Source organism: Streptomyces sp. RK9, from assembly GCF_045070545.1.
GTDB lineage: Bacteria > Actinomycetota > Actinomycetes > Streptomycetales > Streptomycetaceae > Streptomyces > Streptomyces alboflavus.
In genome coordinates this window covers 1,056,597-1,069,312 of the sequence record NZ_CP173704.1, presented here as the reverse complement: position 1 = coordinate 1,069,312, position 12,716 = coordinate 1,056,597, and the positions used below count along the sequence as shown (strand labels likewise).

General features: G+C 73.7%; 13 protein-coding genes. 8 read left to right on the top strand and 5 right to left on the bottom strand.

Annotation, left to right across the window (positions count from 1 at the left end; all coding sequences use genetic code 11):
• The first annotated feature begins 169 nt into the window (after positions 1–169).
• From AB6L24_RS24915 to AB6L24_RS24900, 4 genes are read left to right on the top strand one after another with little or no spacing between them, the layout of a single operon-like run.
• The gene (locus AB6L24_RS24915; RefSeq protein WP_405658597.1) at positions 170–889 is read left to right on the top strand and encodes a polysaccharide deacetylase family protein; all 720 of its coding nucleotides are present in this window, start codon (positions 170–172) and stop codon (positions 887–889) included.
• The gene (locus tag AB6L24_RS24910; RefSeq protein WP_405658595.1) at positions 886–2,070 is read left to right on the top strand and encodes a glycosyltransferase; all 1,185 of its coding nucleotides are present in this window, start codon (positions 886–888) and stop codon (positions 2,068–2,070) included. The genes AB6L24_RS24915 and AB6L24_RS24910 overlap by 4 nt, the downstream gene beginning before the upstream one ends.
• The gene (locus AB6L24_RS24905; protein WP_405658593.1) at positions 2,067–2,876 is read left to right on the top strand and encodes a lipopolysaccharide biosynthesis protein; all 810 of its coding nucleotides are present in this window, start codon (positions 2,067–2,069) and stop codon (positions 2,874–2,876) included. Before AB6L24_RS24910 ends, AB6L24_RS24905 begins: the two co-directional genes overlap by 4 nt.
• Complete coding sequence (locus tag AB6L24_RS24900) at positions 2,873–4,021, top strand: GNAT family N-acetyltransferase (RefSeq protein ID WP_405658590.1); 1,149 nt, start codon at positions 2,873–2,875, stop codon at positions 4,019–4,021. The genes AB6L24_RS24905 and AB6L24_RS24900 overlap by 4 nt, the downstream gene beginning before the upstream one ends.
• A gap of 51 nt (positions 4,022–4,072) precedes the next feature.
• Here the strand turns inward: AB6L24_RS24900 and AB6L24_RS24895 are convergent, their stop codons facing one another.
• A complete protein-coding gene (locus AB6L24_RS24895; RefSeq protein ID WP_405658588.1) occupies positions 4,073–5,329 on the bottom strand; it encodes a glycoside hydrolase family 26 protein in 1,257 nt (418 codons plus the stop codon).
• A gap of 131 nt (positions 5,330–5,460) precedes the next feature.
• Between AB6L24_RS24895 and AB6L24_RS24890 the strand changes: the two genes are divergently transcribed.
• Both AB6L24_RS24890 and AB6L24_RS24885 read left to right on the top strand, forming a co-directional pair.
• Positions 5,461–6,861, top strand: a complete 1,401-nt coding sequence (locus AB6L24_RS24890; protein ID WP_405658585.1) for an ATP-grasp domain-containing protein — start codon at positions 5,461–5,463, stop codon at positions 6,859–6,861.
• Complete coding sequence (locus tag AB6L24_RS24885) at positions 6,854–8,167, top strand: NAD(P)-binding domain-containing protein (RefSeq protein WP_405658583.1); 1,314 nt, start codon at positions 6,854–6,856, stop codon at positions 8,165–8,167. Before AB6L24_RS24890 ends, AB6L24_RS24885 begins: the two co-directional genes overlap by 8 nt.
• A 189-nt stretch (positions 8,168–8,356) precedes the next feature.
• Here AB6L24_RS24885 and AB6L24_RS24880 read toward each other — a convergent pair whose 3' ends face one another.
• The 3 genes from AB6L24_RS24880 to AB6L24_RS24870 form a co-directional block, all read right to left on the bottom strand.
• Entirely contained in the window at positions 8,357–9,295 is a 939-nt protein-coding gene (locus tag AB6L24_RS24880; protein WP_405658580.1) for a chaplin, read from the bottom strand.
• Between the two features lie 135 nt (positions 9,296–9,430).
• Positions 9,431–9,664, bottom strand: a complete 234-nt coding sequence (locus AB6L24_RS24875; protein ID WP_405658578.1) for a chaplin — start codon at positions 9,662–9,664, stop codon at positions 9,431–9,433.
• Between the two features lie 379 nt (positions 9,665–10,043).
• Positions 10,044–10,454 carry a rodlin gene (locus tag AB6L24_RS24870; RefSeq protein ID WP_405658575.1) on the bottom strand — a complete coding sequence of 137 codons (411 nt, stop codon included), beginning with the start codon at positions 10,452–10,454 and terminating at the stop codon, positions 10,044–10,046.
• A gap of 324 nt (positions 10,455–10,778) precedes the next feature.
• Here AB6L24_RS24870 and AB6L24_RS24865 point away from each other — a divergent pair, with 324 nt between their 5' ends.
• Together AB6L24_RS24865 and AB6L24_RS24860 are read left to right on the top strand one after the other, a co-directional pair.
• Positions 10,779–11,189 (top strand): rodlin, encoded by a 411-nt coding sequence (locus AB6L24_RS24865; RefSeq protein WP_405658573.1) that lies wholly within the window; start codon positions 10,779–10,781, stop codon positions 11,187–11,189.
• A gap of 215 nt (positions 11,190–11,404) precedes the next feature.
• Complete coding sequence (locus tag AB6L24_RS24860) at positions 11,405–11,812, top strand: rodlin (protein ID WP_405658570.1); 408 nt, start codon at positions 11,405–11,407, stop codon at positions 11,810–11,812.
• 132 nt (positions 11,813–11,944) lie between these two features.
• Here AB6L24_RS24860 and AB6L24_RS24855 read toward each other — a convergent pair whose 3' ends face one another.
• Positions 11,945–12,652 (bottom strand): NAD(P)-dependent oxidoreductase, encoded by a 708-nt coding sequence (locus tag AB6L24_RS24855; RefSeq protein ID WP_380843069.1) that lies wholly within the window; start codon positions 12,650–12,652, stop codon positions 11,945–11,947.
• Between the last annotated feature and the right edge of the window lie 64 nt (positions 12,653–12,716).

Here is a 12,716-nt window from a genome sequence, read left to right as displayed (position 1 = left end):
GGCCGCCCCCGGCGCTCACCCCACGGACGAGAGAGACGGGTGGGCGGGTGGGAGACACCGCCGCGCGCAGCGCGGCGCACCCCCCACGGCCCCGCACCCGGGCGACCACCCCACCCCGCCCCCGGGGCCCCCCGCACGCCGCCCGACGCGACCCGCGAGCTGGATCGCCATGTACCACTCCGTGGCCGCCCCCACCGAAGACCCGTACAACATCACCGTCTCCCCCGACCGCCTGGACGCCCAGCTCACCTGGCTGGCCCGCCGCGGCCTGCGCGGGGTGTCCATGGACCGGCTCCTGGAGGCGTGCCGCCGGGGGCAGGGCCACGGCCTCGTGGGGCTCACCTTCGACGACGGCTACGCCGACTTCCTCGACCACGCCGTGCCCCTGCTGCACCGCCACGCCTGCACCGCCACCGTCTTCGTCCTGCCGGGCCGCCTCGGCGGCGACAACGCCTGGGACCCGCTGGGCCCCCGCAAGCCCCTGCTCGACGCCGACGGCATCCGCAGCGCCGCCGAGCAGGGCATGGAGGTCGCCTCGCACGGCCTGACGCACGTCGACCTCACGCGGGCCGACGACGGCACCCTGCGCCGCGAGGTCGCGGACAGCCGGTCCGCCGTGGCCGACCTGACGGGACGTGCCGTCGGCGGATTCTGCTACCCGTACGGCCACGCGGACCCCCGCGTCCTGGCCGCCGTGCGCGCCGCCGGGTACACGTACGCCTGCGCCATCGCCCCCGGCGACCTCACCGGACCGCTCGCCCTGCCCCGCATCCACGTCGGGCAGCGCGACACCGCCCTGCGGCTGCGCCTGAAGCAGGCCACCGGCGGGCCCCGCGGCCGCACCCTGCGCCCCGGCCACACCCCGCTCCCGGCGGCGGTGACCGCGTGAGGGTCCTGCACATCATCACCGGGCTCGGCATGGGCGGCGCCGAGCAGCAACTGCGCCTGCTGCTCCGCCACGTACCGGCCACCTGCGACGTCCTGACCCTCACCAACGCGGGCAGCGTCGCCCGCGGCATCACGGCCGACGGCACCCGCGTCACCGACCTGGACATGGCGGGCAACCGGGACCTCGCCGCCCTGCCCCGCCTGGTCAAGCTGATCCGCGCGGGCCGCTACGACGTCGTCCACACCCACCTCTACCGCGCCTGCCTGTACGGGCGGATCGCGGCCCGCCTCGCCGGGGTGCGCGCGGTCGTGGCCACCGAACACTCCCTGGGCGACTCGCAGATGGAAGGGCGCCCCCTGACGTCCGGCGTGCGCGCGCTGTACCTCGCCGGGGAGCGGCTCGGCCGGATGACCGTCGCCGTGTCCCCGGCCGTCGGCGCCCGCCTCAACCGGTGGGGCGTGCCCTGGCAGCGCATCCGGGTGGTGCCCAACGGCATCGACGCCGAGCGCTTCCGCTTCGACCCGGCCGCGCGCGCGGCCGCGCGCGAGCGCCTCGACCTGCCCGCGGACGCGTTCGTCATCGGCGGCGTGGGGCGGCTCGCCGAGGGCAAGCGCTTCGACGTCCTGCTGCGCGCCGCCGCCCAACTCCCGTCCGACGTACGGGTGCTCCTGGTGGGGTCGGGCCCGCAGGAGCCGGAGCTGCGCCGCCTCGCCGGGCGCCTCGGCCTCGCCGACCGGGTGCGGTTCGCGGGCGAGACCACGCACGAGGACGGTGGTTCCGGTGGTGCCGGCCGTGACGGCGGCGACCGCGGCCCGGAGCACGCCGCCACCCATCTGCCGTCGCTGCTGTCCGCCATGGACACGCTGGCCTCCCCGTCCCCGGAGGAGGCGTTCGGCCTCGCCCTCGTGGAGGGCCTGTCCTCGGGCCTTCCCGTCCTCTACGCGTCCTGCCCCGCCATCGAGGGGCTGCCCGCGCACGAGCGCACCAACTCGGCGTACTGCGCGAGCGACCCCGACTCCTTCGCGCAGGTCCTGTACGGCCTGCGCAGATCAGGACCACCGCCGCAGCGCACGGCACCCGCCGCGGTGCGGCACTACGACATCACCCGCAGCGCCGGTCGGCTGATGGACGTCTACGCGTCCGTGCTCACCGGCCCGAACCAGGAGGTGAACTCCCCATGAGCGCCCCTTCGAGCGCCCCCTCGGGCACGACCGAGTCCAACACCAAGTCCAGCGGTACGGCAGGGGGCACGGGCGGCACCGGCGGCACGTCCACCGCTCAAGCCCCGTCCGCCACCACCGCCCCGGGCACCACCGCCCCGGGCACCACCGACACCTCACTCCCGCCCCGCCGCACCCTCCTCACCGTCCGCACCCTCCTGGCCCCCCTCACCCGCCTCCCCCGCTGGACCGTCCTGCCGGCCTGCGCGGCCCTCGGCGCCCTCGCGGGCGGCACGTACGGGCTGCTCCAGACCCCGGAGTACACCGCCACCAGCTACGTCGTCGCCGTGCCCGGCGCCAAGGCCGACCCGGCCACCGCCCTCGGCTTCGCGCAGGCCTACGGCAGGGTCGCCACCCAGCTCGCCGTCCTCGGGGACGCCCAGATCGCCGCGGGCGTCTCGCCCACCGAACTGCAGGACCGGGTCAAGGTCGCGACCTCCCCCGACGCCCCCATGATCTCGGTGTCCGCGTCGGCCGACCGGGCGGGCGACGCCGCCACCCTCGCGAACGCGGTGTCCCGCGCCCTCACCACGAGCGCCGGCCACACCAAGGACAGCACCCGGGTCAAGCTCCTGCCGTTCTCCCGCGCGGTCGCGCCCACCGCGCCCTCCTCGCTGTCCGCCCCGGTGACCGCCCTGGTCGGCCTGTGCGCGGGCGGCCTGCTCGGCGGCCTCGGCCTCCTGGTGCGCCCGCGCGCCGCCGCCAGGACGCTGCCCGGCGGCGCCGTGCCGGGGCCCGCGTCCGCCGAGGTCCGGGGCGGCGCGTGACGACGGCGACCCGGTCCGGGCTCACCACCGGACTCTGCGTGGACGAGGCCGAGTTCGCGTCCCTGGCCGGGCCCTGGCGGCGGCTGTACGAGCGGTGCGAGGAGGCGACGCCGTTCCAGAGCCACGCCTGGCTGACGTCGTGGTGGCGGTCGTACGGCCGTCCCGGGCGGCTGCGGGTGCTGCTCGTCCGCGACGGCGGCGACCTGGTGGCGGCGGCGCCGCTGATGCGGACGTACCGGCCGGTCCCGGCGCTGCGGCCGATCGGCGGCGCGATCTCGGACTTCGCTGACGTGCTGCTCGCCGCCGACGGCCGCGAGCGCGCGGCGGACGCCCTCACCGAGGGGCTGCGCGGGCTCGCCCGCGGCACCCTGATCGACTTCCGCGAGGCCCGCCCCGGCGCCTGCGTCGAGAGCGTGTACGAGCGGTGGCGCGGCCCGCGCCGCGAACTCACCGACTCCCCCTGCCTCGAACTGCCCCCGCTGCCCGTCGACGAGCTCCTGAAGCGGCTGCCCACGGCGACGGCCCAGCGCGCCCGCGCCAAACTGCGCAAGCTGACGGCGGTCGGCGTGCGCGCCCGGGTCGTACCCGCCGACGAGGTGGAGACCGCCGTGGCCACGCTGCTTCGGCTGCACCAACTCCAGTGGCAGGGGCGCAGGGTGACGACCGAACACCTCCGGCCGCGCTTCCGCGAGCACCTGCTGCGCTCCGTGCGCCCCATGGTGGCGGCGGGCGACGCCGTGGTCACCGAGTTCAGCGTCGACGGGGAGGTCCTCGCCGCCGACGTCACCCTGCTGTCCGCGCGGGTCGCGGGCGGCTACCTCTACGGCGCCCACCCGCGCCTGCGCGAACGCAAGGTCGACGTGGCCACGATGCTGCTCGACGCCTCCACCCGGCACACCGCGGGCGACCGCCCGCGCACCCTGTCCCTGCTGCGCGGCGACGAACCGTACAAACACCACTGGCGCCCCGACCCGGCCCCCAACCGCCGCTTCCTGCTCGCCCACGCGCGGACGGCCCCCCTGCTCGCGGCCGCCGCGGGCGAGGCGGCGGCGCGGGAGTGGGCGCGAGAAGTGCGCAGGGAACGGCGGCTGCGGCAGCAGCGGCGCGCACGCGAGGGGCGGCCCGGTGGCGGAACTCCCCCGTGAAGGTTCCGCCACCGCGCCGGGCCGAGCCACCCCCGCGACCCACGCGCCCCCTCAGGCGCGCGGCCGCTCCTTGCGCTCCCACCAGTCGAACCGCAGGCACAGCTTCCCGCCCAGCCAGTACTCGACCCAGTCGCCCAGGTCCAGCGGCGAACAGAGCGGCGGCCGTACCGGAGTGGTCGGTTCGGTCGGCTTCGGCGTCGGGTTCACCGGCAGGCCGGAGAGCGCCTCGCGGTACACCTTGGTGGACTTGGGGTTGTCCTTGCACTGCCACACACCGTGCGGGCAGTAGTCCGTGACCGTGTTGTACAGCGGCTTGTGCTCGGCCATCCACTTCAGCATCCGGCGCATGTACTCGTCGTTGTCGCCGTTGCGGAAGAGCCCCCATTCGGGATACGAGATGGGCTTCTTGTGGGCCTTCGCGAAATCCACGTGGTGCTGGAGCCCGTACTCCTCCGTGACCTGCTGGTCGAACGTCACACCGCTGGGCTGGTCGTACGAATCGAGGCCGATGATGTCGACCGAATCGTCACCGGGATAGCAATCGGTCCACGGAATGGCGTCCCGACCGCGATTCGGGGTGAAATCGAACTTGAATTTCTGCCCCGGCACCGAACGCATCGTGGTGACGATTCGTTTCCAGTACGTCTTCCAGGATTCCGGATCCGGACCGCAACGATGGGTGTACGTGGTGCCGTTCATCTCCCAGCCGAGCACGATCACCGTGTCCGGCACCCCGAGGTCGACAAGCCGCTTCGCGAGGACGCGGAAGTGCTCGTCGAAGAGCCCGGACGCGCCCTGCCGCAGCATCGCGCGCACCTGCCAGTCACCGACGCGGTCCTCGTTGCGCTCCAGCATCGGCACGTTCAGGACGAACATCCGGTCGTCCTTGGCCTTGCGCCAGGCCGCCCAGCTCTCCAGGAAGCGCGGCGCGCCCTCGATGTTGCTCCACCGGTCACCCGGGAGGTACGTGTGCCCGACCCGCAGCTCGGTCCCGTCGAGCCACTTGCTCAGCTCGGTCATGCGGTCGACGCCGAGGGGGCCGTAGTCGAGGTAGGCCCCGATGGCGGGGAGCTGGGGGTCGGCGGGGGCGGGGCTGCTTCCCGAGGGGGCGGGGGTCTCGGCGGGTGCGGGGGCCGGGCTCTGCGCGGGCGCCGGCACGGGCGTCGGGTCGTCCGCGGGCGCCTTCCCGGCGGCGTTTCCGGGAACGGCGGTCACCGCCGTCGACGCGATGATTCCGGCTGCGACGAGGGCGAGCCGTTTTCCGCGTCGCCCCAGTCGTTTACTGCGTTGGCTACGCCGTGGGTTCATGACTGCTCCTCGTGCACCGGCCACACACATCACTGACGTTCCGTCATATGTATTTCTTTTACGCCAATCGAGTCCTTAATCCTCTGTGACCGCACATCGCCCCATTGGGCGAGCGATGAGTAAGGCCGACCTTGCATTCTCTGGACACACGCGTTCCCGCGGTCCTGCTGCGGATCGACCGGAATCCCTTTCACCACGGCACGCTGGGCGCGGTCCGTTCCCTGGGCCGGGAGGGGGTGGAGGTGCACCTGGTCGCCGACGACGCGCACAGCCCGGTCGCCCGCTCCCGCCATCTCCACCGCATGCACCCGCCGCCCGCCCCCACGGCCACGCCCGACGACGTCCGCGCCGCCCTGCTGCGCGTCTCCGCCCGCGTCGGCCGCCCCGCCGTCCTGATCCCCCTGGACGACGCGGGCGCCCTCGCCGTCGACGCCGTCCGCGAGGCCCTCGCCGACCGCTACCTGCTGCCCCGGCCCGCGCCCGGCCTGCCGGGCCGCCTCGCCGACAAGGCCGCCCTCGCGGCGCTGTGCGCCCGCCTCGGCGTGGCGCACCCCGCGACGGTCGCGCCCACGACGCCCGCCGAGGCGGCCGGGGCGGTGACCGACCTGGGCACCCCGGTGGTGGCGAAGTGGAGCCGCCCCTGGCTGCTGCCCCGCGGCAGCGGCCTGCGCAGCGCCGTCCTGGTCCGCTCCCCGCGCGAGGCGGCGGCGCTGCACGCGCGCGCCGCGGCCGCGGGCAGCCGCCTGCTGCTCCAGGAGTACGTCCCCGGCGGCCCCGACGCCGACTGGTTCGCGCACGGCTACGTGGGCCGCGACGGCGAGGTGTTCGGCGGCGGCACGGGCCGCAAGCGCCGGGCCCGGCCCCGCGCGGCCGGGCTCACCGCGGTCGGCGAGTGGGCGCACGACGCGGGCCTGTGGGCGCTCGTCCGGCGGCTGCTCGCGGGCCTCGGCTACCGGGGCGTGTTCGACCTGGACTTCCGCAGGGACGCCCGCACCGGCACGTACCACCTGCTCGACTTCAACCCGCGCCCCGGCGCCCAGTTCCGCCTCTTCACGGACGGCGCCGGCACCGACGTGGTGCGGGCCGCCCACCTCGACCTGACGCACCGCCCGGTCCCGGCACCGGACCCGCTGCCGGGCCGCGCCTTCGTGGTGGAGAACTACGCGCCGCTGACGGCCCTGCGCACCCGGCTCGCCCCCCGCCGCCCCCGCAGCTCCCGGCAACAGCGCCCGCCCGCCACCGAGTTCGCCTGGTCCGGCGCCGACGCCGCCGACGACCCGGCCCCGGCCGCCGACCTGTGGCGCCGCTGGCGCCGCCACGTCCTGCGCCACGCGCGCGCCAGGATCGCGGGCGGCACCCAGAACATCCTCCTGACCCTGTCCACCAGGGCGCGGGAGACCTCCCCCGCCGTCCTGTCCACCCCGAACCTGACCGGCACAAACCTGACCGCCCCGACCTTGACCGGCACCACCCTGTCCGGCACCCCCCTGACCGGCACGACGAACAGAGAGCGAGCGGTCACCGATGCATGACCTGCTGATCGTGGGAGCGGGCCCCTACGGCCTGTCCATCGCCGCGCACGCCGCGGCGTCCGGCCTGGACGTACGCGTCTTCGGCAGGCCCATGGCCTCCTGGCGCGACCACATGCCGCGCGGCATGTTCCTGAAGTCGGAGCCCTGGGCGTCCGACCTCTCCGACCCCGGCGCCCGCTACGGCCTGGCCGCGTACTGCGCCCGCGAGAGCCTGCGCGCGGAGCACGGAGTCCCGCTGCCGGTGGAGCACTTCGCCGCGTACGGCCTGTGGTTCGCCGAGCGGGCCGCGCCACCGGTCGACGAGCGCCTGATCCGGTCCGTCCGCCCGCTCCCGGACGGCTTCGCCGTCACGACCGCCGACGGCGAGACCTGCCACGGCCGCACGGTGGCACTCGCCGTCGGCGTCATGCCGTTCGTCGAAATCCCCTCCCTGGTACGGGGCCTGGGCCCCGACCACGTCTCGCACAGCAGCCACCATGCGGACCTCGGCCCCCTGCGCGACAAGGACGTCACGGTCCTCGGCGCGGGCCAGGCCGCCCTGGAGACGGCCGCGCTCCTCGCCGAACAGGGCACCCGCGTACGCGTCCTGGCGCGCGCCCCGCAGGTGCGCTGGAACACCCTTCCGCCCGCCCTGCGCCGCCCCTGGTGGCAGTCGGCACGCGCCCCGCACAGCGGCCTCGGCTGCGGCTGGCGCAACTGGTTCTACGCCGAACGCCCCGGCCTCTTCCGCCTGCTCCCCGAACCCACCCGCGCCCGCGTCAGTGCCACCGCCCTCGGCCCGGCGGGCGCCTGGTGGGTGCGGGACCGCGTGGAGGCGGGTCCGTGCGGCGCGCCGACGGCGGCTGGCGCGGCGCGCTCAGCCGCAGCGATCGAGATCGTCACCGGACACCGGCTCACCGGCGCCCGCCGCCACGACGGACAGGTCCTCCTGTCCACCCACGGCCCGGACGGCGCCGCCGTCTTCGAGACCGACCACGTCCTCGCGGCCACCGGCTTCCGCGCCCTGACCCACCGCATCGACGTGCTCGACCTGGACGTCAGGGACACGCTGCGCCAACTCGCCGACGGCGCCCCGTACGTGGACACCGCCTTCGAGACCTCCCTGCCCGGCCTGTTCGTCGCCGGCCTGCCGACCGCGTCGAGCTTCGGCCCCGCGATGCGCTTCGTCCAGGGCGCGGGCTTCACGGCGGCCCGCCTGGTGGCGGGGGTACGACGGCGGGTGCGGCGGCCGGGCGCGGTGCCGGTGGCCCGGGGTGCGGGGGCCGCCGTGACGGCGTCGTACGGGAGTGGGGCGCCCGGGCGCTGACGGGCGCCCCCACGCACGGAGCGGACGGGCCGCCGTCGACCCGTCCGCTCCGGCGCTGCCGCGCCTCGTGCTTCTGCTTCTTGCTGCGCCAGCTCTTGCTGCTTCTGCTCGTACTGCTCCTGCTCGTACTGCCTCTTGCTGCTCTTGCTGCCTCTTGCTGCTTCTGGCTCCGCTCCGCTCCGGCGCGGTTCAGGACGTGCTGCGTCCGCGCCGGTAGAGGAGAGCCCCGCCGACCAGCAGTCCGGCGCTGGCGGCGGCTGCTGCGAGGGCGTTCTGGTCCATGCCGGTCGCGGCGAGCTGGGCGGCGTGCTCCGGGGCCTCGACGGGACGCGAAGGCCGGGCGGTCGCGGCGGCCTTCAGGAACTCCGGGGCCCGGGGGACGGTGCGCGGCGCCCGGGGCGGCTCGGGCGGCGTGACCCGCTCGACGGGAGGCTCGGGCTTGACCGGCGGGACGTGCGGCTTCGGCTCCGGGGGCGTCTCCTCGGGGGCCTGGTCGCACGTGTTGCCGGTGGTCCCGGAGAGCGCGGCGACGACCGCGACGGCGTTGCCGCACGCGTTGACCGGCACGTCGAACGCGGCCTGGAGCAGGTTGCCCGAAAGCAGCCCCGGCGAGTGGGACGCCTCGCCGTCGGCACGGGCACCGCCGTCGTCGTGCGCGGGTTGCGGAGTCGCAGGTTCCGGGGTCGCCGACTTCGGGGTCGCCGGCTCGGCCGCGGGCTTCGGGGCGGGAGCGTGGGCGGGCGCCGGGGCGGGCTCGGAGACCGCGCGCTCCGGTGCGGGCGCGGGGTTGGGTGCGGGCCTGGGCACGGGGGCGGGCGCGGGCTTCGGCGCGGCCTCGCGCTGCGGCGGAGCCGCACGTTCCGGTGCCCGCTCGGCGGTCGGGGACGAGGTGTGCGCGCACGAGTTGCCCATGGCCGGGTTTCCCGCGCCCACGCCGTTCACCGAGTTGCCGCAGACGTTCAGCGGCACCTCCAGCGGGGCTTGCACACTGTTGCCCGACAAGAAGCCGGGCGAGCCCGTGGCCTGTCCGTGCGCATCGGCTGCGGCGAACGCGGACTGGCCGGGCAGGGACAGGATGCTCGTGGCGGCCGCCGCCGAGAGCACCCCTTTGGTGAGGGCCTGTCGCAATCTAGTGGTCTTCCTGTGAGCGAAGGGAAGCCGGCCTTGGGGCCGTTGAGCGAAGGAGAGCCGGCCTTGGGGCCCTGAGGCCTGCCAAGGCCGGCGGTGACACGGCCTGGAGCGCCGGGTCGCTACGTCAGTACGTCAGTCGTTGACGCAGGTGTTGCCGAACGCCGGGTTCAGCAGCGCGAGCAGGTCAACGCTGTTGCCGCACACGTTGACGGGAACGTGGACGGGAACCTGCACGAGGTTGCCGGAGAGAACACCCGGGGAGTGGGCGGCCACGCCGTCGGCACCCGCGTCGGCGAATGCCGGGGCACCGAAGCTCAGTGCCAGGACAGCACCAGCGATGACGGTTGCGCTCTTCTTGAGCTTCACAGATCTTCCCTTCTGACCGGTCGCGCCTAAACGGCGGTGAGAGCCGGGCGGGCAGTATCTTCACCCGCACCGCGACCTGAGTCCTGACCAACGAGCACCTGGAGCAGAAGAAACCAGCAGCGCCCCGGAATTCCCAGGTTCACCCGACTGCTGCCGCCCGGGTATTACGTACCGGGATACAAGAATCCGTACGCGAAGAAGTCGGCGTCCGAATTCCCGACGAAACCGTCAGGGAAGAAACCTACCTGGTCGAAACAGCCCTGGCCGAAACGGCCCTGGCCGAGACCGTCCGAATTACCGGGGCGGGCATGGAAAAGCCGCTCGGGCCGCCCCGCTCGAAGGAGTCGGGGCGGCCCGTGCGGTCGCTGCGGCGTGACGGTCAGCCGTTGTGCGCGCCGTTGCCCGAGAGCACCGGGATGTCGCTGAGGATGTGCGACAGCGGCTCGTCGCCCTTGGCCTGCGTGGAGTTCTCGGTGCACTGCTGGTTCTGCGGCGCCGACAGGATCGGGATGTCCTGGACGGCGACCGGCACCAGGCCGACGAGGGCGCCGACGTTGCCCTTGATCGGCAGGCCGACACAGGGCTTGTTCAGGGATCCCTGGACGAGGGACAGCTGCGGGCTCATGTCGCCCTTGGTGGCGGAGTTGCCGAACGCCTGCTTGGCGCCGTTGCCGCTCGCCGACTGCGTGCCGCTGTCGTCACCGATGGCCATCGCGGCAGGGGCTGCGGTGGCTGAGATACCGACGACGGAGACTGCGACCGCAGCCGCTGCCATTGCCTTCTTGAGCATTTGCTGTTCCTTTTCTGGGCAGAAGCACAGGTTACTGCGGGCTGCTCAACTCACCGTCGGACGTTTGGTTCCGCTCATTCACTCCATCGGATCTTTTCCGCGGACCGGTGGCACCCGGCGCATTCACATAAATGCGCACCACCATGAGCGGCGCCGTACCGAACCATCGGATTATCCGCACAACGCCACCCGCCCCCATGCCCACCAATGGCCCGCATCCGGGCCATTGGTGGGCCATAAGAGTGAACAGCAGCAACCCCGCACCGCCGTGACAGTTGCTCAGGGTGCTCCACGGACGGGGTTCATATCCAGAAGGGAAATGCTGTGCTCAAGAAGGTTATGACTGCGGCCGCGGTCACGGCTTCCGTCGTCGGTGCGTCGGCTGCCACTGCTTCCACGGCGTCCGCCATCGGTGACGACAACGGCACCCAGACGATGAGCGGCAACCACGCCTCCCAGACGTTCGGCAACTCCGCCACGTACGGGAACATGAGCCCGCAGATGGCGCTCATTCAGGGCTCCTTCAACAAGCCCTGTATCGCGCTGCCCGCCAAGGCCAACGTCGGCTCCCTCGTCGGCCTGGTGCCGGTCGCCGTCCAGGACATCCCGATCCTGTCGGCGCCGCAGAACCAGCAGTGCACGGAGAACTCCACGCAGGCCAAGGGCGACGAGCCGCTGTCGCACCTGCTCAACGACATCCCGGTTCTCTCGGGCAACGGCGTCAACAACCACTGACACCGGCACCAAGTCCAGCGGGCCGCCACCTCTCCTCGGCGGCCCGCTGTTTTGGGCTTCCCGGACCGGTCGACGGCTTCTCGCAGCGCCGTCCGTTTCTCCGCTCAGCACACTAATCGGCCGACCGAGGTAATCGCCGAAACCACGGTTCCATCGGTCAGTTGACCACCATGCGGCTCCGCAACGGAGCCTGTCTCCGAAGGGATTTCCTCACCATGAAGAAGATCTTGGCAACCGCCGCGATCGCCGCATCCGCCGCCGGCATGACGGCCGTCACCGCCCCCTCCGCGATGGCCATCGGCAACGACGCGGGCACCACGTCCGTCAGCGGCAACGGCGCCGAGCAGACGTTCGGCAACTCCGCCACGCACGGCAACATGAGCCCGCAGATGTCCCTGGTCCAGGGCTCGCTCAACAAGCCCTGCATCGGCCTGCCCGCCAAGCTCAACGTCGGTTCCCTCGTCGGTGTCGTGCCGGTCGCGGTCCAGGACATCAGTGTCCTGTCGGCCCCGCAGAACCAGCAGTGCACCGAGAACTCCACGCAGGCCAAGGGCGACGAGCCGCTGTCGCACATCCTCAACGACATCCCGATCCTCTCGGGCAACGGCGCCGGCAACCACTGACGCACCGGGGCCGAGCGCGGCCCCGTCGTCCGCAGTGCCGCACCAGGTGGCCGCCACGAACTCCGTGGCGGCCACCGCGCGTTCGGGCCGGGTCGTTGCGGCGGCCGCCGGGTTCTTTCGGCGGCCCAGGCCTCAGTAGCCGATGGTGAAGCGGCGCTGGACGAAGCGCGGCAGTTCCACCTCGTCGATCAGGGCGACGGCGGCGTCCTCGGCGGAGACCCGGCTGCGGCCGTCGGCGTCCAGGACGGGCTGGTCGCCGCCGACCCGGAAGCGGCCGGTGCGCTCGCCGGGGGCGATGTCCTCGGCCGGGCTGAAGTAGGTCCACAGCCGGTTCGAGGTCCGCAGGACGTTCAGGGCGTCCCGGTGGCCGCGCACCGCCGCCGCGTACTCGCGGGGCAGCCCGACCTCGTCGAGAGTGGCGTGCAGCAGCTCGTCGGAGTCGGCGCGCACCACGCCCGGCGCGACCTCCAGGCTGCCCGCGCCGCCGATGACGACGAGCCGGGTGCGGGGGTGGCTCTCCAGGGCCTTCAGGAGGGCCCGCGCCACGGTGGCGTACACCGTGGGATCGGCGATCGAGCGGCGCAGCGTGTCCGCCATGTCCTGCGCGGCGTTGCCGGGCTGGAACGCGCTGATCAGGACATCGAGCCCGGGCAGCACGGCCGCTATGGACGCCGGGTCCAGGGCGTCGACCCCGGCCCAGGTGACGTTCTCCCGCCGCTCCGCGCCCGCCGCCCGCTCCGGGTCACGGCTGTACGCCTCGACGTGGTGCCCCCGGCCGACGGCCTCGGTGACGACCCGGCTGCCGATGGTCCCCGACGCTCCGATGACTCCGATGCGCATGACTTCTCCCCCTGTTCGCGGACGCCACCCGAAGGTGACGCCTCTCAGAAACTATACGCCGTGA